Genomic DNA, 19,897 nt, shown 5'->3' on the forward strand with positions numbered 1-19,897 from the left:
AAACGGCGGCTGCGGGACGGCCAGCTCGTGTACCGCAGACCCCACCGTCCGCTCGCCCTCGCCGCTCGTTCAGCCCGCCGCCCGCCCCGCCGTGCCGTCCGCCACCCGGAACCACGACACGGCCGAGAACAGGCTCTCGCTCTGCCGCTCCAGCGACGCCGAGGTCACCGACGCCGTCTCGATCAGCGCCGCGTTGTGCTGCATGGTGGCCTCCATCTGCACCACGGTCGCGTTCACGAGTTCGATGCCGGCCGACTGCTCGCGCGAGGCGAGGCTGATGTCGGCCATGATCGCGTTGACGCTGTTCACGGCGGTGAGGATCTCGTCCATTGTCGCGCCGGCCCGCATCACCAGCGCGCTGCCCTCGTCGACATTGGTGGTGGAGGCCGAAATCAGCTCCTTGATCTCCTTCGCGGCGGCGGCCGAGCGCTGCGCGAGCGAACGCACCTCGGCGGCCACCACCGCGAAGCCGCGGCCGTCCTCGCCGGCGCGCGCCGCCTCCACGGCCGCGTTCAGCGCGAGGATGTTGGTCTGGAACGCGATGCTCTCGATGGTGCCGACGATGCTGACGATGCGCGCCGAGCTGTCCGAGATCGCATCCATGGTGCGGACCACCTGCTTGACCACCGCGCCGCCGCGCGAGGCGATGTCGGAGGCGCGCGTGGCCAGCTCGCTCGCGTCGTGCGCGTTGTCCGAGTTCTGCCGCACGGTGGCCGTCAGCTGCTCCATGCTCGCGGCGGCCTGCTGCAGCGACGCGGCCTGCTGCCCGGCGCGCGAGGACAGGTCGCGGCTGCCGCCGGCGATGCCGCGCGCGTCGAGCAGGATCGCCTCGGTGCCCTCGCGCACCTTGCCCACCACCTGCGCCACGCGCTGGCGCATCTCGTTGAGCGCGCCGAGCAGGCGGTCCATCTCGTTGCCGCGCCCGGTGTCGATGCGCCCGGTCAGGTCGCCCGCGGCGATCTTCGCGAAGTGTCCGACCGCCGCGTCGATCGGCCGGACGATCGCGCGCGTGAGCGCCCGGTGCGCGACGAAGCCGGCCACCAGCGCGAACACGCCGGCCGCGCCGAACGCCGTGAGCGCCACCCCGAAGCGCCGCGCCGCCGCCTCGTAGCGCGCGCGCTGGCGCTCGACCTGGAACGCCTCCAGCGCCGTCAGCGCCTGCTGGTAGTCGTCGAACCAGGCCGCCGACATCTCGCGCTGGGTGCCGAGGAAATCGACGAGGTTGTCGGCGTCGAGCTGCCTGATGCCCTTCTCCAGCCCCTGCGTGAGCAGCTGGGCGCGCTTCGCGAGCATGGTGTCGAGCAGCGCCTTCTCGGCCGCGTCGGGCGCGTGCAGCGCGCGATAGGCGTCGAGTTCGCGGCGGCTCTCGTCGAGCAGCGCGTGCAGCCGGCGCACCTCCTCGGTGGCCGGCTTGCCCGCGCTGATGATCTGCTCGACGTTGCCGAGGCCGATGCGCAGCATCAGCATGCGTTCGGAACTCGTCTTCAGGTGGACGACGGACGCGGTGTCGTCGCGATACATCGCGTCGAGCGCGCCGTTGCTCTTCACGAGCGAGAACGCGGCCGCCCCGATCACCAGCATCAGCAGGACCGTACAGCCGGCAATCGTGGCGGCGAGCCCGCCGCGGATCGTGATGGTTCGAGACATGGTCGGCAAGGAAAAGAGGCGCGCGCATCGGGCCTGGCGGCCGCGGCGCACGCGGGGATCGGACGGAACGCCGGACGCGCTGGCCCGGCACATGAGCGCGCAGCCGGCATGGGGCCGGATTCGCGCGCTTCATGCCGGGCTATCGGAAACGCGAATTTTTGACTTGAGCAGCGAAGCGACGGGAACCCGTCGAAAACCGCCATCGCCGGCGTGACGGGTGAAAGGACGCTGCAGGAATGTGGACGACGCGGGCCGCGGATGGCCGGCGGGCAGCCCCGCGCAATGAGCTTGCGCGCTCAGCGCACGGCGGCGACGCGGTACGGCGTGGGCCGGCCGGCGGCCTGCCAGGCCGCGATCGCGACCGCGACGCGCGCGTCCACTTCGGTGAGCGGGCGCGGCTCGCGATCGCCGTTCATCAGGTACCAGTGCCAGCCGCCCTGCGCGTCGCGCACCGACAGCGGCAGGATCGCCGAGCCGCGCATCAGCGGGCTCACGGCATCATGCAGGTCCTGGAAGTTCGGACGCGTGGTGTGGATCACGGCCACGTCGCCGTTCTCCAGATCGCGGCACACCGCATCGACGTCCACCGGCTCCGTATAAAAATCGATCTGCATCGCGTTTCATCCGGCTAATCGACGAGAATTTTGTAGTCTAGTCGGTGAACGGCGGCTTACAAAGGCCGGCGGTGCAGGCAGAGGCGCGGCGGCGCCCGGGCAGGACCTGCCACGGGCGGCACCGCGCGCAAAGCGCAGACGAAACACGCGGCGGCCGTCACGACCGCCGCGGGGCCGCAGGGTGGCGAGCCGGCGCCTTACCAGGTCGCCGAGAACGCGCGCTGCGCCTGGGCCGGCGAGGTGATGCCGTTCGAGATCAGCAGCTGGGAAAGAATCCGCGCCTTCTGCGGGTTCAGGTCGAGCGACACCGCGAAGCCGCGCTGATCGTCGTTCACTTCCACGTTCCGGTTCACGAAGCCGCTGCCGACGCGCGTCGAGCGCACCACGAGGATGCCCTGCCGCGCCGCCTGCTGCAGCGCATCGAGCGCCTTGCCGGAAGTGTTGCCGTCGCCCACCCCGGCCAGCACGATGCCCTTCACGTGATCGGCGATCGCACGGTCGATCTGCTGCGCATCCATGTTGCTGTGCGAATAGATGATCTCGACGGGCGGCAGCTTGCCGTCGGCCGGCAGCGCGTACTTCTTGCGCGAATCGGCCGTGGCCGGCGCGAGGAAGCGCACGCTCGCCGGATCGACGTAGCCGATCGGGCCGCTGTTCGGCGAGACGAAGGTCTGCACGCTGGTGGAGTTGGTCTTGGTGGCGCCGCGTGCCGAGTGGATCGTGTCGTTCAGCACGATCATCACGCCGCGGCCGCGCGCATGCGGATCGGCCGCCACTTCCACCGCTTCGTAGAGGTTGGCCGGACCATCGGCGCTGATCGCCGTGGACGGCCGCATCGATCCGACCAGCACGACCGGCTTGTCGGTGTGCAGGACGTTGTCGAGGAAGAACGCGGTTTCCTCGAGCGTGTCGGTACCGTGCGTGATCACGATCGCGTCGGCTTCGTTGCGATCGGAGATCTCCTGGATGCGCTTCGCGAGCTTGAACCAGACGCCGTCGTTCATGTCCTGCGAGCCGATCGAGGCGACCTGCTCGGGGCTCAGGCGCGCGAGCTTCTCGATGCCCGGCACGGCGTCCACCAGTTGCTGCGCGCTGACGGCGCCGGCGTTGTAGGCATTCGCGGCACGCGCGTCGGCCTTGCCCGCGATGGTGCCGCCGGTGGCGAGGATCGCGACGCGCGGCAGCGAGACGGCGGCCTGGGTGCCGGTCGCGACGGGTGCCGCCGCGTCGGCGGCGAACGAGGCCGGCGCGCCGAGCGCGACGAAGGCGGTCAGCGCCGCGGCGGCGGCGAGACGAAGCAGAGCATGGCGAGACCCGGTTTTCCCGAAAGCGGAAATGTCGTTCATTTTAGACTCCATACATTTTTTGATTCGCTGAATTGCACTTCGCAAACATCATTCGATGTGGTTTTCATTTCCGATCGGCTCGCAGCCAATCGATCACGCTGCCGCCGGCCCGCCGGCCCGCCTGACCGGCGTGCGGCCAATGCTTCAGACGGGATGAGCGGCATGCCCGGGGGCGCGCCGATTCGCGAGAATCGCGGCGATTCGGAAGGTGGTTTTCAGATGATGTCGCAAGTCATCCTAAAACCAATTTCCTTCGTTGTCCTTGGATTTGACCAAATTTGACTCAAATTACCCGGGGCTCGCTGATGCGCGTCAAACGCGCTCTGGAGCGGCGAATCGGCATGATCGCCGGGCCAGCGCGGCCGGCGTTTGCGGCGAACCCCGGCAGACGTGCCGCCCGCATTGTGCTGACGCAAGGAAACATCGGGCCGAGCCGATGCCGGCATGCGGACCGGATGGCGCGATACCTCATCGCTTCCCGATTTTTAATCATGATTTTCCATCCTATTGAAATGGCGCAATTTCCAATCGATGGCCATGTAGCCCAAACACGGCTTCACGGAATGTGCCGCATCACATCCCGATCGATTCGAATAGCGGGAAAATCAACGAATCAGGGAAGGCACATCAAACCGGATCACCCCTCGGCATGGTCTCGAGTCTTTTTATTTATTCCATGCCGACGGCGGCACCGGCATCACCGGAACCGCCGCGATCACATCATTACATCGTCACGTCATCACGCTCAGGCCGGATTGCCGTGATCGTCGGTATCGAAGGTCTGCGACTGGAACGCGAGGAACACCGCGAGCCACGAGCCGTCCGGGTAGCGCAGCATCAGGCAGCCGTCCTGATAGACGCCGTTGTCTTTCTTGTACGAGCCCGAGTTGCCCTGGTTCATATGGATGTCATGGATGCCCTGGCCCGGCACGAACTTGAAATACTGGTCGGGCTTGTTCTCGGGGCCCCACTTCGCGCCGAACGCGAACACCAGCGAGCCGGCCTCGTCCATCGCCTTCACCACGGCGCTCTCCAGCCGGTCCTTCAGGTCGTTGCTCTGCCCCGGCACGTCGGGCGGCACCGGCACCATCGCCTTGGTATCCACCAGGCCGCCGCGCACGAAGTCGATCGCGAGGCCGCCCGGCTTGCTCGCGAGCTTCGTGAAGCCGGTGTCGGCCGCCATCAGCTGCGTGGCCAGCGAGTCGGGCAGCGTCGTGGTCGATTCGAACAGCACCGTCGAGGGCGCGTGCGGCGCCGACGACTTCACGTTCACCGCGATCCGGAACACCTCGTCGCCCGCATGCAGGAGGATCTGGTAATGATCGTCGTCAGCGTTGCGCAGATGTCCGGTAACGGTGCCCTTCAGCAAGCCATAGTTCAGTGACATGGGATCGTCCTGTGGTGGGTGGAAAGCGATTCTGCCGTTCGCGACTGACAGTTTTGCGAAACGCGAGTTGCATGCGCAGGATGTTTTCCTGCCTGCCATGAGCGTGGCGGCCACGTGGCGCCGCGGATCGGTAAGCGCTACCGCGCGCGCGCCTCGCATTCGGCAATTTCGCGCGCCGCGCGAGGCCGGCGGCGCGTCATGACGTTGGTGCCGCACGCGCGTCACGCGCCTGCCGGACACTGCGCCTGGCCTGGTCGGCGAACGGCGACGAACCCGGGTATCGTTACCGCCGTGCGCGGCCGGCCCGGCACGTACCGGCCGCGCCACGCCGCGAACGCCGCCCCTCATCCCGACACCGCCCATCCGCATGACATTCAACGCCTCCAAACGACAGTTCCTGAAGACCTCGCTCGGCGGCGCCGCGGCCGCCGCCGCGCTCTCGGCGTTTCCGCCCGCGATCCGCCGCGCGCTCGCGATCGACGCGCACAACGCGACCGGCACCATCGAGGACGTCAAGCACGTCGTGCTGCTGATGCTCGAGAACCGCTCGTTCGACAGCTACTTCGGCACGTTCCGCGGCGTGCGAGGCTACGGCGACCGCTTCGCGATCCCGGCGGCCGGCACCGCCAACATCTTCCACCAGCGCTACACGCTGGACGGCGCGACCCGCACGCTGAGCCCGTATCACCTCGACGAAACGAAGGGCAACGCGCTGCGCGCGGGCAGCACGCCGCACCAATGGGCCGACGCGCAGGCCGCCTGGGACCATGGCCGCATGTCGGCGTGGCCGACCGCGAAGACGCCGCTCTCGCTCGGCTACTACGAGGCGGCCGAGGTGCCGTTCCATCGCGCGCTGGCCGACGCGTTCACGCTCTGCGACGCCTACCACTGCGGCATGCATACCGGCACGATCCCGAACCGGCTGTTCTACTGGAGCGGCACCAACGGTCCGAACGGCCAGAGCCCCGCCGACCGGCACCCGGTGCGCGTGGCCGCGCTGAACAACGAATTCCATCTCGGCAACGACATCGGCCCGTCGAACGCGGGCTGGACCTGGACCACCTATGCGGACCGGCTGCAGCAGGCCGGCGTGAGCTGGAAGGTCTACCAGAGCCTGGTCGACAACTTCGGCTGCAACGAGATGATGAGCTTTCGCCACTGGCGCGCCGCGCTCGAAGGCATGCCGGCCGAGCGCCGTCCGGTGTTCGTCTCGACCGTCGACATCAAACAGCCGGCCACGGCGGCCGGGCCGTTCTACGATCCGGCGATCGACGACGCGCTGAGCCCGCTCGCGAAGGGCTTCGGCAACACCATGCCGCACGGCTTCCTCGAAACGTTCCGCGACGACATCCGCGCCGGCACGCTGCCGTCGGTGTCGTGGCTGATCGCGCCGTCGTACTACAGCGAGCATCCGGGGCCGTCGAGCCCGGCCCAGGGCGGCTGGTACGTGCAGGAGGTGCTCGACGCGCTGACCGCGAACCCCGAGGTCTGGAGCCGGACCGTGCTGATCGTCAACTACGACGAGAACGACGGCTTCTTCGATCACCTGCCGCCGCCGAGCGCGCCGTCGCGCGAGGCCGACGGCACGCTGGCCGGCGGCAGCACGCTGCCGGCCGCCGCGATGGCGCCCGAGTACCACGACTTCACGCCGGCCACGCCGAACCAGCCGGCCATCGACGGGCGCCCCTACGGCCCCGGCCCGCGCGTGCCGATGTGGGTGATCTCGCCGTGGAGCCGCGGCGGCTTCGTCAATTCGCAGGTGTTCGATCACACCTCGACGCTGCGCTTCCTGGAACAACGCTTCGGCGTGGTCGAGCCGCAGATCAGCGCCTATCGCCGCGCGATCTGCGGGGACCTGACCTCGTGCTTCAACTTCGTGTCGCCGAACGAGGCCGCGCCGCCGACGCTGCCGGGCCGCACCAGCCGCGCCGGCGCCGATTCGCTGGCCGCGTCGCAGGCCGCCGCGAAGGCGATTCCGGTGCCGGCCGCAGCGCCCGGTTCGCCGCTGCCGGCGCAGGCCGCCGGCACGCGGCCGTCGCGCGCGCTGCCCTACGCGCTGCGCACGACGATGCGGGCGGACCCGGCCGCCGGCACCGTCTCGCTCGAATTCGCGAACCACAGCGCCGCGCAGGCCGGCGCGGTGTTCCATGTCTACGATCGCCGCCATCTCGACCGGATTCCGCGCCGCTACGTGGTGGAGGTCGGCAAGTCGCTGGCCGGCAGCTGGACGCCCGATGCCGCCGACGACGGCGCCTACGACCTGTGGGTGCTGGGCCCGAACGGCTATCACCGCGCGTTCGCGGGCCGTCTTGCCGACCCGCATGACGCCGCGCATCCCGAGATCGAGGTTCATTACGAGCAACACGGGCAGCACGAGCCGGCGCAGCTGATCGTGCGGCTCGTCAATCGCGGCAGCCGGCCCTGCACGTTCACGGCCGCCGCCAATGCCTACCGCGACGACGGCCCGTGGACGCTGAAGGTGGCCGGCCACGGCGCGGGCGAGTTGCGCTGGCCGGTGGCCGCGAGCGGCAACTGGTACGACTTCACGGTGAGCTGCGACGCGTCAGCGGCGTTCCGGCGGCGCTTCGCGGGGCGCATCGAGACCGGCCGCGATTCCGTGTCCGATCCGGCGATGGGCACCGTGTAAGACGCACGGGCCACCCGCGCCGCCGAGCGCGTCATGAAAAACGGCCGGCCACCGCGAAGCGCGATGGCCGGCCGTCTCGTCTCACACGGGCCGCGCCGCGGCCCGCCGCGCGTCAGAACTTGTGCCGAATCCCGACCACGGCCAGTTCCTGGCTGTCGGTGCCCGAGTTCACGCCGTAGCTGCCGATCGAGGCCGCCGCCGCGATCTGGCCGCCGGTGGCGTTGAGCGTGTTGCCGCTCGCCTTCTGGTAGCCCGCCAGCGCGTAGAGGTCGGTGCGCTTGGACAGCGAATAGACCGCGCCGATGTTGACCTGGTTGTAGTGCGCCGAGGCCGGCCCGGTCAGCGAGGTGTAGCTGTAGCCGACGCCGGTGTTCAGCGCCGGCGTGAAGCGGTAGTTGAAGAACGCCGAGCCGCTGTTGAACTTCGCCGTCGACTGGAACGTCGAGAGCGTGTCGCCCGCGTATTGCGTGTTCGAGTAGGCGATGCCGAAGGTGGCCGCGGCGATCGAATACTGGGCACCCGCACGCACGATCTGGATCGACTTGGCGCTCGCGAAGCCCGAGTTGATCACGGTGTTGAACAGCGTGTCCGAGGTACTGGTCCAGCTGCGCTGGCCGCCCGCCACGGTGCTGCCGCCGTTCGCGAAGAAGTAGCCGGCGCCGACCTGCAGCGGGCCGTTCGCGTAGGCCGCGCCGAAGCTGTAGGTCTGGCCGCTGCCGGTCGCGCCGGCCACGCCGCCGAAGCCGTACAGCGCTTCCACCTGCAGGCCCGCGATCAGCGGGCTCGTGTACTTCACCGAGTTGCTCACGCGCAGGCTGTTGTCGTAGTTGTCGAGGTCGCCCGGCGTCGCGAAGGTGCCGCCGAACGGGCCGTCTTCGGTCAGCCCCTGCACCAGATCGACGAGCGGATCGTACTGGCGGCCGAGCGTCACCGTACCCCAGCGCTGGTCGGCCAGCCCGACGATCGCCTTGCGGCCGAACTCGCGGCTGCCCTGGCCGAGCGCGCCGGTGCCGACGTTGAAGCCGTTCTCGAGCTGGAAGATCGCCGCGAGGCCGCCGCCCAGATCCTCGGTGCCGCGCAGGCCCCAGCGGCTGCCCGACATGTTGCCGCTGCTGAACTTCACGAGCGAGGACTGGTTGGCGCCGTTGGCGCCCTGTGCGTTGTGGACGTAGGCGATGCCCGCGTCGACGATGCCGTACAGCGTGACGGAGCTTTGCGCGTGGGCGGCGCCGCCGGCGAGCGAGGCGATGGCGGGCAGCGCGAGGAGGGACAGACGTTTCATTCCGGTTTCTCTGGTGTGTTTTTGGAAGAGTTCGAACGTTATCGAAACCGATATCGGCGGGAAACCAAGGAATTCTGTGAAGAATATGAAAACAACAGATTGGAACGGCATGCCCCGGACCTGTTGACGGCGCCGCGTCGAACGGCGGCCGCCAAATTGCGCACGCAACCGGTTCGAGCGCGTTGCCCGACACTCACTGGCGCCGCGCGCGGGCCTGGGAATGGCTCGGCTACCCGGCCTTCCTGGCGATGGTGGCGGTCTACTTCCTGATGGTGGTCAAGCCCGCCTGAGCGAGCCGGCCCGCGCCGCCACGGCGTAGCCGCCGCGCCTCGTCCTGGGTCGCCACGCACGGCGCCGAGCCCGGCAGCGGCCGCCCCGCGCTCTCGCGCGCCGCCAGCACCGCCACCGCGCCGAGCGCCGCCGCGCCCATCAGGTAGTAGGCCGGCATCATCAGGTTGCCGGTGGCGCCGACCAGCCACGCGGCCACGAGCGGCGTGGTGCCGCCGAACAGCGAGACCGACACGTTGAAGCCGATCGCCAGCGCGCTGTAGCGCACCGAGGTGGGAAACAGCGCCGGCAGCGCCGACGGCATCACGCCGCAAAAGCAGCAGAGCAGCACGCCGAGCAGCATCATGCCGGCGAACAGCGGCACGCCGTGGCCGCCGCGGACCAGCAGCAGCGCCGGCACCGCCAGCACGACCAGCCCGAGGCAGCCGGCCAGCATCACCGGGCGCCGGCCGACGCGGTCCGACAGCCAGCCGGCCGCGAGCGTGAGCGGCATCATCGCCAGCATCACCAGCAGCACCACCAGCAGGCTGCTGGCCTGCGCGACGTGCAGCGTGGCCGACAAATAATTCGGCAGGTAGGCGAGCACCATGTAGTCGGTCACGTTGAAGATCAGCACGAGCCCGATGCAGACCAGCAGCGCGCGCCACTGCCCGGCCAGCAGCGCGACGAACGACGGCCGCGCGTGCGCGCGCTCGAACCGCTCGCGGCGCTCGGCCTCCTTGCGGAACGCCGGCGTTTCCTCGAGCCGGGTGCGGATGTAGAGGCCGATCAGCCCGAGCGGGCCGGCGATGAAGAACGGCACGCGCCAGCCCCAGTCGAGCATCTGCGCGGGCGAGAGCGCGGCCGTGAGCGCCGTGACGGTGCCCGCGCCGAGCAGGTAGCCGGCCAGCGTGCCGAACTCGAGGAAGCTGCCCATGAAGCCGCGATGCCGGTCCGCCGCGAATTCGGCGATGAAGGTGGCCGCGCCGCCATACTCGCCGCCCGTCGAGAAGCCCTGCACGAGGCGCGCCGCCAGCAGCAGCACCGGCGCGAGGATGCCGATCGAGCGATAGCCGGGGATCAGGCCGATCGCGAACGTGCCGAGCGCCATCAGGATCATCGTCATGGCGAGCACGCGCTGGCGGCCGATGCGGTCGCCGAGCGGGCCGAACACCATGCCGCCGATCGGACGTACCAGGAACGCGGCCGCGAACGTGCCGAAGGTGGCGATCAGTTGCACCGGACCGGCGGTGGACGGGAAGAACACCTCGCCGAGCGTCACGGCGATGTAGCTGTAGACGCCGAAATCGAACCACTCCATCGCATTGCCGATCGCCATCGCGCCCACCGCGCGCCGCAACAGCGCGCGATCGACGACGGTCACCTCGTCGTCGGCGAACGCGGCCGCGCGCGCTTCATGCGAACGGGGGCCGGACGGGCGCGCGCCGCGCGCGCTGCCGGCTGCCTTGGCGGAGGGTCTGCGGGTCGATGGGCTCAATGGCACGCTCCTTTGGGAATGGCGATGCGCCGCCTGGCGGCGGCGTGTCTCGTCGTGCGATCGGGCGGCCCGCCCGGTCGTCGTCGCCGGTTGTCGGACACGGTGATGGCGTCCGCGAGTTTGCGCGTGCGCAAGCGCGCGAGCCTGCGCGCAAACGTCCCGAAGCCGACTGGAAACGACAGCGTTGCCGCCCCGCTATTCTCGCCTCGCGGCGGCCGCCGCGCGCCTGCCGTGAAGTCGCGTCGGAGGGCGGGGCCGCCGCGCGCGTGGCGGCCGCGCGCCGGTGTCGGGAATAGGCAAGCGGCCGTCGCAATTGCGCGATCCCGGGCGCGCGTTTATCGCAATGATTCGGAGGTGACGCCACCGGCCGTTCGGGCGGCGCGGCACGTGCCTGCCGCGTCGCTCGACCATGCCGCGGCCGCGCCGGACGACGGCCCGGCCGCGTGCCGGTGGCGCCGGTCGGCGATGCCAGGTCGGCGGCCGATCGGCGGCGGCGTCACGCACGGCCCAACCTCGCGCATCGGCCCGCACCGATGTTGAATCCATGCCCGCACCCACGCTCCGCCACTTCGGTTTCCTGACGCTGCCGTCGTTCTCGATGATCGCGTTCTCGAGCGCGATCGAGGCGCTGCGCATGGCCAACTACGCCGATCGCAGCGAGTTCTACCGCTGGTCGGTCTACTCGATCGACGGCAGCGCGGTGCCGGCCAGCAACGGCATGGTCGCGCGGCCCACCCAGCGGCTCGACTTCGACGCGCCGCTGCCGGACCTGATGATCGTCTGCGGCGGCACGCGCGTGCGCGAAGCCGTGGACGCCCCGCTGATCGAGGCGCTGCGCGAACTCGCGCGGCGCGGCGTGCCGCTCGGCGGCATCTGCACCGGCGCCTACGCGTTGATGGCGGGCGGCCTGCTCGACGGCTATCGCGGCACGGTCCACTGGGAGAACCTGTCGGCGCTGCATGCGGAATTCCCGGCCGTCGCGATCGTCGACGAGCTGTTCGTGATCGATCGCGACCGCGTGACCTGCACCGGCGGCACCGCACCGCTCGACCTGATGATCGGCCTGATCGCCGCCGAGCGCGGCCAGCCGCTCGCCACGCGCGTGTCCGAGCAGTTCGTGCTGGAACGGATCCGCGGCGCGAGCGATCCGCAGCCGATCCCGGTCGACGCGCGGGTCGGCTTCTCGCGCGCCGAACTCGTGGAGGCGGTGCGGCTGATGGAGGCCAATATCGAGGAGCCGCTGCCGCTGGCCGACCTGGCGCGGCTGATCGCGCTGTCCGAGCGCCAGATGCAGCGGATGTTCAAGCATTACCTGAGTACCTCGCCGACCCACTACTACCTCGCGGTCCGGCTCAAGCACGCGCGCGAGATCCTGCGCAACAGCGACCTGTCGATCGCGCGCGTCACGCCGCTCGCGGGCTTCCGTTCCGCCTGCCATTTCAGCAAGGCCTACCGCGCGCAGTTCGGCCACGCGCCGAGCCAGGAGCGGCGCGCGCCGAAGCCCGACGACAGGCAGGCGGGTGCGCCGCGCGGGGTGGTGCCGGTGAGCGGGGAAGCGGAGGCGACCGGGACGGGCGGCACGGTCCCGCAGCGTGGCTGAGCGGTCGGGCCGTCCACAAAGATGGACGGCGCCCCGGCATCGATCGCGGCTCAGCGCATGTCTCGCGGCGTGCTTGCCGTCTTTTTCGACAGGCGAGCGGAGCGGCCGCCGATCGCGGCGCCGCGTTGCCGATCCACCGGCGCCGCGATCGGCCACGCTCCGATCCGGGAGACGGAAATGTCCGTCGCCCTTCTCGACGCGCCCGACCCCTCAGATCATCAACCCGCCCGACGCCTCGATGCGCTGCGCGTTGATCCAGCGGTTGTCGTCGGCCACCAGCGAGGCGATCAGCGAGCCGATGTCCTCGGGCTGGCCCACGCGGCCGAGCGCCGTCATCTCGGCGATGCGCCGGTTCAGGTCGGGGTTGTCGCGCACCATGCCGCCGCTGAAGTCGGTGGCGATCGCGCCCGGCGCGACGGTGTTCACGGCGATGCCGCGCGCGCCCAGCTCGCGGGCCAGGTAGCGCGTCAGCACTTCCACGGCGCCCTTCATCGACGCGTAGGCGCTGCTGCCCGGGAACGACAGGCGCGTGAGCCCCGACGAGATGTTGACGATGCGCCCGCCGTCGTTGATGAGCGGCAGCAGCTTCTGCGTGAGGAAGAACACGCCCTTGAAATGCACGCGGTAGAGCGCATCGAGATCGCTCTCGGTCACGCTGTCGAACGGCGCGTGGTGCGAGGTGCCGGCGTTGTTGACGAGGTAGTCGAAGCGCGCGGCGCCGAGCGTGGCGAGCGCGGTGCCGGTCTCGGCCACGAACGCGTCGAATGCGCCGGTGTCGCCGGTATCGAGCTGCAGCGCGATCGCGCGGCGGCCGGCGGCGGCGACCTGCGCGACCACCTCGTCGGCGGCGGCCCGGTTCGCGTGGTAGGTGAAGATCGAATCGACGCCGCGCCGGGCCAGGCTCAGCACGGTGTCGCGGCCCAGGCCGCGGCTGCCGCCGGTGACGATCGCAAGCTTGCCGGTCTGGCCGGCGGGAGAAATCGGGGTGGACATGCGGTGATACCTCATGGGGGGATGACGGTACCGATCGTAGGGCCGCGCCCCACCCGCGGTGAATGTCCGAATTCGACAATTTCTTGCCCGATCCTGCCCGGCCCGACGCATCGGCCGCGCTTGCCGTTATGCTGACGAACCGATGCCCACCCGCGGACCGGCCCGCCCCGCTCCGCTCATGCCATGACCCCGAATCCCCTGCTCGACGCGGTGCAGCGCTACACCGACCGCCGGCCCGGCGAAGTCCTCCACCTGACCGGCATCGACGGCATCGCGATCGTGCGCGCGACGCGCGAACGCCCGCAAAACCACCTGATCCTGAGACCGGCGCTCTGCCTCGTACTGCAGGGCGCCAAGCAGACGCGCTTCGGCGCGCGCGACTTCCCCTATCGCGCGGGCGAGATGCTGGTGGTGGGCGTGGAGATGCCGGCCATCGGCCGGATCGTGGAAGGCAGCGAGGCCGCGCCCTATTTCGGCCTGTCGATCGAACTCGACATGACGGTGATGGCCGCGGTGCTGGAAGCGTTCGACGCGCCGCCGCCGGCCGCCGGCCATACCGGGCCGGGCGTGTTCGTCGAGACGCTGCGCGCCGAGATCGCCGACTGCGCGCTGCGCGCGATCCGGCTGCTCGACACGCCGCACGCGATTCCGGTGCTCTATCCCGGCATCATGCGCGAGCTCTGCTACTGGCTGCTGGCCGGCCCGCGCGGCGGCGAGATCGTCGGCATGATGCTCGCGAACGGCCAGGCCGAGCGCGTGGTGCGCGCGATCCACGCGCTGCGCGAGGGCTTCGCGGCCTCGATCCGCATCGACGACCTCGCGCGGCTCGCGCGCATGAGCCCGTCGGCGTTCCATCGTCAGTTCAAGGCGCTGACCTCGATGACGCCGCTGCAATACCAGAAGCAGCTGCGCCTGCTCGAAGCGCGTCGGCTGATCGCCAACGACGTGCTGAAGGTGGAGGAAGCCGCGTTCCGCGTCGGCTACGAAAGCCCCTCGCAGTTCAGCCGCGAATACTCGCGGATGTTCGGCATCTCGCCGAAACGCGACGCGAGCGGCCTGCTGGCCGCGATGCGCGACGGGCGCCGGCTCGCGGCCAGCGGGGCGTAGACGCGAGCCGGCTGCGCCGACGCTCACGGGTCGCTCACACGCCGCTCACGTGGATGGGCGGCGGGTTGCCGAACGTGTCGACCAGCGCGACGCAGGCGCGGGCACGCGATCGGCGCGATACTCGGCCCGCGCCAACGCTCACAGATCCCGCACGTCGGCGATCGGCGCGTTGCCGAACGCGTCGTCGAGCAGGTGGTCGATCAGCTTGCGCGCCGCATCGTCGGGCGTCGTCAACGCGCCGCTCGCCTTCAGCCGTTCGAACCGGTCGAGCTGCGGGAAGCGGCTCGCGTCGGTGGCGCGGATGGTGGCCTGCATGTCGGTGTCGACCACGCCCGGCGCGACGCTGGCGATCCGCAGCGGGCCGTTGTGATCGAGCGCGACCGCGCGCGCGTGATGATCGAGCGCGGCCTTGGTCGCGCAATAGACGCTCCAGCCCGCATAGGCGTTGCGCGCGGCACCGCTCGAGACGTGCGCGATGCGCCGCTCGACCGCCCCGCCGCCGAGCTTCGCGACCGCGCTCGCGAACAGCAGCGGCGCCGTCACGTTCAGCGCCACCGCGCGCGCGATCGCGTCGGGCGCCTGCACGTCGAGCGGGCCGATCGGCTCGACCGCGCCCGCGTTGTTGATCAGCAGCACCGTGCGCGCGCCGGCCGCGAACCGTTCGAGTTCGCCGCCGGCCAGCCACGCTGCCACCCGCGCCGGGTCGGAAAGATCGAGCGCGGCTTCGGTGAAGCGTTCGCCGTAGGTCGCGGCGAGCGACGGATGCGCGCCGCGCGACACGCCGAGCACGGCGATGTCACGGCGCAGCAGCTGCGTGGCGAGCGCGGCGCCGAGGCCGCGCGTGTGGCCCGTGACGATCGCGCGGATCGCGGGCGGCGTGGAATGGGTCTGGGTCATGTCGGACGAAATGGCGGTAAGGACATCATGAAAGGCGGCGCGCCAACCTGGGGACGAGTGATCCGACGAGGCGGGTCGGGTTCGGGCTCGGGCCGGGCGCGGATCGACCGCCATCGTAACGACACCGGCCCGGGCCGGCAACGCGGCGCCGCGCGGCAGGCGCGCTCGGCGCGCCGTGCCGCATCCACTGTCAAGTGCCTGCCTCGTTTGATAGGTATGATGTCGGACATCGCCGGCCGCAGGCCATTCGGCTCGCGCCGGCACCGGCCGTGTCACACGGGTATCCGCCCGTTCGCGACACGGCCGCCGCCCCCATGCGCGCGTCACGTGTGCGAAAGCCATGCGTGACGCGCGATCCGCGCCGGCAGGCGCCAGTCGATTCGCCGTTTCGCAGGAGACACATCGCATGAACCACGAAATCACCGGAAACATGTTGCTGGGCGCGGCCTCGGTCCGCGGCACGCAGGGCGTGCTGCGCGCGTTCGCGCCGGCCACCGGCACCGAACTCGAACCGGAATTCGGCGCCGGCAGCCCGGCCGACGTCGATCGCGCCTGCCGCCTCGCGGCCGAGGCGTTCGACGCGTTCCGCGCCGCGCCGCTGGAAACCCGCGCGGCGCTGCTCGAAGCCATCGCCAGCGGGATCGAGCAGCTCGGCTCGGCGCTGATCGAGCGCCTGCACCTGGAAACGGCGCTGCCGGTCGGCCGCCTCGAAGGCGAACGCGCCCGCACCTGCGGCCAGCTGCGCCTGTTCGCGCAACTGGTGCGCGACGGCCGCTGGAACGACGCCACGCTCGATTCGGCGCTGCCTGAACGCAAGCCGCTGCCGCGCGCCGACCTGCGCGCGCGCAAGGTTCCGATCGGCCCGGTGGCCGTGTTCGGCGCCAGCAACTTCCCGCTCGCGTTCTCGGTGGCGGGCGGCGACACGGCCTCCGCGCTGGCGGCCGGCTGCCCGGTGGTGGTGAAGGCGCACGAGGCGCATCTGGGCGGCTCGGAACTGGTGGGCCGCGCAATCCAGCAGGCGGTGGCCGAGGTCGGCCTGCCCGAGGGCACGTTCTCGCTCGTGATCGGCAAGGGCAACGCGGTGGGCGAGGCGCTGGTCGCGCATCCGGCGATCAAGGCGGTCGGCTTCACCGGCTCGCGCCGCGGCGGCCTCGCGCTGTCGGCGATCGCCGCCGCGCGCGCCGAACCGATCCCCGTCCACGCCGAAATGAGCAGCATCAACCCGGTGCTGTTGATGCCGGCCGCGCTGAAGGCGCGCGGCGCGCAGCTCGCGCAGGGCTTCGTGGAATCGCTGGTGCTCGGCGCCGGCCAGTTCTGCACGAACCCGGGCCTGCTGCTCGCGATCGACGGCCCGGAACTCGACGCGTTCGTGGCCACCGCCTCGGCCGCGCTGGCCGAGAAGCAGTCGCAGATCATGCTGACGGCCGGCATCGCCGCCACCTATCGCCGCCAGATCGACGAGCGCGCGCAGCAGCCGGACGTGGCCCGCGTGGCCGACGGCGTCGCCTCCGGGAACGCCTGCGGCGCGCTGCCGGTGCTGTTCCGCGCCACGGCGGCCACCTTCACGGCAAACCACGGCCTGGCCGACGAGATCTTCGGGCCGGCGTCGATCGTGGTGGCCTGCCGCGACGAGCAGGAACTGCTGAGCGTGCTCGACGGCATCGAAGGCCAGCTCACGGCCACGCTGCTGCTGGACCCGGCCGACTACCCGGTCGCGAAGCGCGTGCTGCCGGTGCTCGAGCGCAAGGTGGGCCGGATTCTCGCGAACGGCTATCCGACCGGTGTCGAAGTCTGTCACGCGATGGTCCACGGCGGCCCGTTCCCGGCCACCTCCGACTCGTGCACGACCTCGGTGGGCACCATGGCGATCGACCGCTTCCTGCGCCCGGTCTGCTATCAGGACCTGCCGGCCGAGCTGCTGCCCGAGGCGCTGCAGGACGAGAATCCGCTCGGCATCTGGCGCCTGCGCGACGGCGAACTGGCCCGGCGCTGAGCGACGCCGCCCGCCCGGTAGCGATCAAGCCGCGACCGGGACCGCGGGCTCCATGAAAAAGGCCGGCGCCACTTCGCGCCGGCCTTTTTCGTTCTGAAGCAGGGGGTACGTTGGACCGCGGGCCGCGCTTCGCGATCCCGCTTTACCGCCTCGCTTCGACGCTTCGTTTCGACGCCCGCCCGGCGCTCAGTTCGCCAGATCGGACGGCAGCTTGCCGCCGTTGGCCGCCAGCGCCTGCATCACCGCCTTGTGCAGCCACACGTTCATGCTGGCCGAATCGTTCGTGTCGCCGTCGTAGTGCAGCTCCGCGGCGAGCTGCTTGCGATGCTCGAGACTGCTGTCCACGCCGAGCGCCTTCATCGTGTCGACGATCGACACGCGCCAGTTCAGCGTCTGGCCGCTCTCGGCCACCAGCTGGTCCATCACCGCCGCGACGTCGACGTCGGACAGCGGCGCCTGCGCGGGCGCGGCCTCGGGCGCCACGTCCTGCACGGCGGCCGGGTCCGGGGTGGGATTGGCCGCGGGCGGCGGCTGGTCAGGTTTCGCCTTGCCGAACAGCTTGTTCACGATATCGCCAAAGATGCTCATGTCTGGGCTCCCAACGGTGGATGATGTGGGTGAAAACGGCACACGCGCGAGCGGGGCCGCCACGCGTGTCGCGCCTCATGTTACGCGGGTTGGCGCCGCGCAAATGTCAAAAGTCGTAAGCGGCGCAACCGGTGGCCGTCAGAAATGAAGCTGACACGAATCGGCGGGAATCGCGAGCCAGCCGATCGCCATCGCGGCCACGTAGATCGCGACGAGCGCCACGCCATACTGCCGGCCGCTGATGCGCAGCGGCACGGCGCGCCGCACCAGCGCGACGAGCCCGATCCAGGCGGCCAGCGCGGGGATCGCCACGATCAGGTTGTCGCCGGCCGCGGCCACGCCGATCACGGCGAACAACAGCGTCCAGCCGGCCGCCAGGCCCGGATCGCGGCACTCGGCCGTCAGCGCGCCGAAGCCGCCCGCCGCCACCAGCGCGAGCACGGCGGCCAGCATCAGCAGGCTCTGCGCCACCAGCGAGCCGCGCCAGCGGCGCGGCGCCGGGCCGGGGCTGGCGTCAGGATCGGTGTCGAGAGAAACGAGCGGTTCGGAATGCGGGTCGGTTGGTGTGGTCATCGCGGCGGCGGGATCGATCGTGACGGAAACGGAAACGACGCGGCGCGCCGGCATGTTCCGCGCCGGCGCGCGGCGCGCGCGTCGATTCAGGATACGACAATCGGGCCGCACGGCATGCCGTCGTTTTCCCGACTCACCGCGTCGGTCTCATGCCCCCCGCTTCACTGCGTCTGGCTGCACGGCGCCGGCGCCGCCGCGTCGATCGGTGCGGCACTGGCCTGCTGCACGGCCTGCGTCGCGATCTGCTGCAGGCGCACGGCAAGCGTCGCCGGCACGCCGAGCTGCTGCGCGGCCAGTTCGCTCGCGCCGAAGCGCTGCACGTCCACGCCGGTGATCCGCTCGAACAGCACGAGGCCGCTCAGGTACGCGCCGGCCACGCCGGGATGCGCATAATCGGGCGTGTTGATCTGCGGGTCGTTGCTGGCCTCGAGGCCGTACCAGAGCAGCGGCAGGCTCGACGCCGCGAACGGATCGGGATTCGCCACGCCCTGGCTCCAGGCCAGCCGCCACGCCTCGCCCACCGGCGCCACGGCGGCGATCGCGCCGTCGGCGCCGGCCGCGGCGTAGTAGGCATCGTGGTTCGCGTCGCTCAACGCCGTCAGCGCGACCTGGTACTGCGTCGCGAAACCAGCGGCCGACGGATCGCCCGCCAGCGTCTGCGCGAGATCGGCGCGCGCCCATGGCTCGTACAGATAGACGCCCGCGCGCGGCGCCGCCGCATGCACGGCGGTCTCGATGGTCTTCACGCTCGAACAAAATGCCTGCGGATCGCTGAGGCTGCTGCCCGTCAGCGCCTGCGGCAGCGGCTTCGCGCTCAGCTCCTGCAACACCACGGCGTTCCAGAGCGGCTGGGCGATCACGGCCGGCGCGGCCGCGAAGTTCTTCGCGAGGCTGGTCTGCGAGATCGCCTCGATGTGGACGTCGTATTGCAGGCCGGCCTCGGCGGCCAGCGCCGCGAAGATGCCGGGGATGCCGCCCCACGGGCCGGCCTCGAGTTCCTGGCGCGCGCCGGTCCGGCCGAAGTTCTCGTCGGCCACCAGCGCGGACGCCGCCGTCGAGCCCGCCGCGCCGCCCGCGTGATAGCCGCGCACCGGCTGGTATCGCCCGTGCGTGAAGCTGTCGCCGACGAACAGGATGTGCTGCACGGCTGCCGCCGTGGTGCCCGATGTCGCGGTCTGGCCCGCCGCCGCGCTCGGGTTGCCGGTGCCGCCTGCGCCGGTGCTGCTGCCCGCGCTGCCGCTGTCACCACCGCCGCAGGCCGCGAGCGCGAACAGCGCGCCGCAGGCGCCGGCCAGCATGGCCGTGCGCGTTGAAAACCTTCTGTCGATCACGTCTCCTCCCGATGCCTGCGTTCGAGCGCGCATGCGATGTGCTGTCTGCCGGCCACGGCAACGATGCACGAATCGTTGCATCCACAACGACTCTTACATACGCGCCGACCACGGCGTTTCGATATCG

General features: G+C 70.6%; 16 protein-coding genes. 5 read left to right on the plus strand and 11 right to left on the minus strand.

Annotation, left to right across the window (positions count from 1 at the left end):
- Window positions 1-69: 69 nt before the first annotated feature.
- The 4 genes from BpN12_RS11720 to BpN12_RS11735 form a co-directional block, all read right to left on the minus strand.
- The gene (locus tag BpN12_RS11720; protein ID WP_246792757.1) at window positions 70-1,647 is read right to left on the minus strand and encodes a methyl-accepting chemotaxis protein; all 1,578 of its coding nucleotides are present in this window, start codon (window positions 1,645-1,647) and stop codon (window positions 70-72) included.
- A 296-nt stretch (window positions 1,648-1,943) separates the two neighbouring features.
- Complete coding sequence (locus BpN12_RS11725) at window positions 1,944-2,261, minus strand: hypothetical protein (protein WP_198256812.1); 318 nt, start codon at window positions 2,259-2,261, stop codon at window positions 1,944-1,946.
- A 197-nt stretch (window positions 2,262-2,458) separates the two neighbouring features.
- Complete coding sequence (locus BpN12_RS11730) at window positions 2,459-3,607, minus strand: asparaginase (RefSeq protein WP_246792758.1); 1,149 nt, start codon at window positions 3,605-3,607, stop codon at window positions 2,459-2,461.
- A gap of 745 nt (window positions 3,608-4,352) precedes the next feature.
- Window positions 4,353-4,994, minus strand: coding sequence for a YukJ family protein (locus BpN12_RS11735; RefSeq protein WP_246792759.1), 642 nt, complete (start codon window positions 4,992-4,994; stop codon window positions 4,353-4,355).
- A gap of 367 nt (window positions 4,995-5,361) precedes the next feature.
- Here BpN12_RS11735 and BpN12_RS11740 point away from each other — a divergent pair, with 367 nt between their 5' ends.
- The gene (locus tag BpN12_RS11740; protein ID WP_246792760.1) at window positions 5,362-7,641 is read left to right on the plus strand and encodes a phosphocholine-specific phospholipase C; all 2,280 of its coding nucleotides are present in this window, start codon (window positions 5,362-5,364) and stop codon (window positions 7,639-7,641) included.
- A gap of 112 nt (window positions 7,642-7,753) precedes the next feature.
- On the opposite strand, the gene BpN12_RS11745 is transcribed toward BpN12_RS11740, so the two are convergent.
- Window positions 7,754-8,923, minus strand: a complete 1,170-nt coding sequence (locus tag BpN12_RS11745; protein ID WP_246792761.1) for a porin — start codon at window positions 8,921-8,923, stop codon at window positions 7,754-7,756.
- A gap of 182 nt (window positions 8,924-9,105) precedes the next feature.
- Between BpN12_RS11745 and BpN12_RS11750 the strand changes: the two genes are divergently transcribed.
- A complete protein-coding gene (locus BpN12_RS11750) occupies window positions 9,106-9,213 on the plus strand; it encodes a DUF2269 family protein (RefSeq protein ID WP_425306263.1) in 108 nt (35 codons plus the stop codon).
- Here the strand turns inward: BpN12_RS11750 and proP are convergent.
- Window positions 9,183-10,688 carry a glycine betaine/L-proline transporter ProP gene (proP, locus tag BpN12_RS11755; RefSeq protein WP_246792762.1) on the minus strand — a complete coding sequence of 502 codons (1,506 nt, stop codon included), beginning with the start codon at window positions 10,686-10,688 and terminating at the stop codon, window positions 9,183-9,185. The two genes, BpN12_RS11750 and proP, sit on opposite strands and share 31 nt — an antisense overlap.
- 544 nt (window positions 10,689-11,232) lie before the next feature.
- Between proP and BpN12_RS11760 the strand changes: the two genes are divergently transcribed.
- Window positions 11,233-12,288 carry a GlxA family transcriptional regulator gene (locus tag BpN12_RS11760; protein WP_246792763.1) on the plus strand — a complete coding sequence of 352 codons (1,056 nt, stop codon included), beginning with the start codon at window positions 11,233-11,235 and terminating at the stop codon, window positions 12,286-12,288.
- Between the two features lie 210 nt (window positions 12,289-12,498).
- Here BpN12_RS11760 and BpN12_RS11765 read toward each other — a convergent pair whose 3' ends face one another.
- Window positions 12,499-13,281 carry an SDR family NAD(P)-dependent oxidoreductase gene (locus BpN12_RS11765; RefSeq protein ID WP_246792764.1) on the minus strand — a complete coding sequence of 261 codons (783 nt, stop codon included), beginning with the start codon at window positions 13,279-13,281 and terminating at the stop codon, window positions 12,499-12,501.
- A gap of 183 nt (window positions 13,282-13,464) precedes the next feature.
- Between BpN12_RS11765 and BpN12_RS11770 the strand changes: the two genes are divergently transcribed.
- Window positions 13,465-14,388 carry an AraC family transcriptional regulator gene (locus BpN12_RS11770; protein ID WP_246792765.1) on the plus strand — a complete coding sequence of 308 codons (924 nt, stop codon included), beginning with the start codon at window positions 13,465-13,467 and terminating at the stop codon, window positions 14,386-14,388.
- A gap of 138 nt (window positions 14,389-14,526) precedes the next feature.
- Here BpN12_RS11770 and BpN12_RS11775 read toward each other — a convergent pair whose 3' ends face one another.
- The gene (locus BpN12_RS11775) at window positions 14,527-15,285 is read right to left on the minus strand and encodes an SDR family oxidoreductase (RefSeq protein ID WP_246792766.1); all 759 of its coding nucleotides are present in this window, start codon (window positions 15,283-15,285) and stop codon (window positions 14,527-14,529) included.
- A gap of 406 nt (window positions 15,286-15,691) precedes the next feature.
- On the opposite strand from BpN12_RS11775, the gene BpN12_RS11780 reads away from it, so the two are divergent.
- Entirely contained in the window at window positions 15,692-17,278 is a 1,587-nt protein-coding gene (locus tag BpN12_RS11780; protein WP_246792767.1) for an aldehyde dehydrogenase (NADP(+)), read from the plus strand.
- 186 nt (window positions 17,279-17,464) lie between these two features.
- Here the strand turns inward: BpN12_RS11780 and BpN12_RS11785 are convergent, their stop codons facing one another.
- The 3 genes from BpN12_RS11785 to BpN12_RS11795 form a co-directional block, all read right to left on the minus strand.
- Window positions 17,465-17,866, minus strand: coding sequence for a DUF3597 domain-containing protein (locus tag BpN12_RS11785; RefSeq protein WP_246792768.1), 402 nt, complete (start codon window positions 17,864-17,866; stop codon window positions 17,465-17,467).
- Window positions 17,867-18,004: 138 nt separating this feature from the next.
- Window positions 18,005-18,439: a hypothetical protein gene (locus BpN12_RS11790; RefSeq protein ID WP_246792769.1), complete on the minus strand. Its 435-nt coding sequence runs from the start codon at window positions 18,437-18,439 to the stop codon at window positions 18,005-18,007.
- A gap of 161 nt (window positions 18,440-18,600) precedes the next feature.
- The gene (locus BpN12_RS11795) at window positions 18,601-19,803 is read right to left on the minus strand and encodes a hypothetical protein (protein WP_246792770.1); all 1,203 of its coding nucleotides are present in this window, start codon (window positions 19,801-19,803) and stop codon (window positions 18,601-18,603) included.
- Between the last annotated feature and the right edge of the window lie 94 nt (window positions 19,804-19,897).

This window comes from Burkholderia perseverans, from assembly GCF_022870505.1.
In the GTDB taxonomy this organism is placed as follows: Bacteria; Pseudomonadota; Gammaproteobacteria; order Burkholderiales; family Burkholderiaceae; genus Burkholderia; species Burkholderia plantarii.

What these genes read in the sequence shown, in the direction of transcription:
- BpN12_RS11765 (WP_246792764.1), bottom strand. Translation starts at nt 13,281, where the DNA reads ATGTCCACCCCGATTTCTCCCGCCGGCCAGACCGGCAAGCTTGCGATC.
- BpN12_RS11780 (WP_246792767.1), top strand. Translation starts at nt 15,692, where the DNA reads ATGAACCACGAAATCACCGGAAACATGTTGCTGGGCGCGGCCTCGGTC.
- BpN12_RS11760 (WP_246792763.1), top strand. Translation starts at nt 11,233, where the DNA reads ATGCCCGCACCCACGCTCCGCCACTTCGGTTTCCTGACGCTGCCGTCG.
- BpN12_RS11725 (WP_198256812.1), bottom strand. Translation starts at nt 2,261, where the DNA reads ATGCAGATCGATTTTTATACGGAGCCGGTGGACGTCGATGCGGTGTGC.
- BpN12_RS11720 (WP_246792757.1), bottom strand. Translation starts at nt 1,647, where the DNA reads ATGTCTCGAACCATCACGATCCGCGGCGGGCTCGCCGCCACGATTGCC.
- BpN12_RS11745 (WP_246792761.1), bottom strand. Translation starts at nt 8,923, where the DNA reads ATGAAACGTCTGTCCCTCCTCGCGCTGCCCGCCATCGCCTCGCTCGCC.
- BpN12_RS11730 (WP_246792758.1), bottom strand. Translation starts at nt 3,607, where the DNA reads ATGAACGACATTTCCGCTTTCGGGAAAACCGGGTCTCGCCATGCTCTG.
- BpN12_RS11790 (WP_246792769.1), bottom strand. Translation starts at nt 18,439, where the DNA reads ATGACCACACCAACCGACCCGCATTCCGAACCGCTCGTTTCTCTCGAC.
- BpN12_RS11775 (WP_246792766.1), bottom strand. Translation starts at nt 15,285, where the DNA reads ATGACCCAGACCCATTCCACGCCGCCCGCGATCCGCGCGATCGTCACG.
- BpN12_RS11740 (WP_246792760.1), top strand. Translation starts at nt 5,362, where the DNA reads ATGACATTCAACGCCTCCAAACGACAGTTCCTGAAGACCTCGCTCGGC.
- BpN12_RS11785 (WP_246792768.1), bottom strand. Translation starts at nt 17,866, where the DNA reads ATGAGCATCTTTGGCGATATCGTGAACAAGCTGTTCGGCAAGGCGAAA.
- BpN12_RS11795 (WP_246792770.1), bottom strand. Translation starts at nt 19,803, where the DNA reads ATGCGCGCTCGAACGCAGGCATCGGGAGGAGACGTGATCGACAGAAGG.
- BpN12_RS11735 (WP_246792759.1), bottom strand. Translation starts at nt 4,994, where the DNA reads ATGTCACTGAACTATGGCTTGCTGAAGGGCACCGTTACCGGACATCTG.
- BpN12_RS11770 (WP_246792765.1), top strand. Translation starts at nt 13,465, where the DNA reads ATGACCCCGAATCCCCTGCTCGACGCGGTGCAGCGCTACACCGACCGC.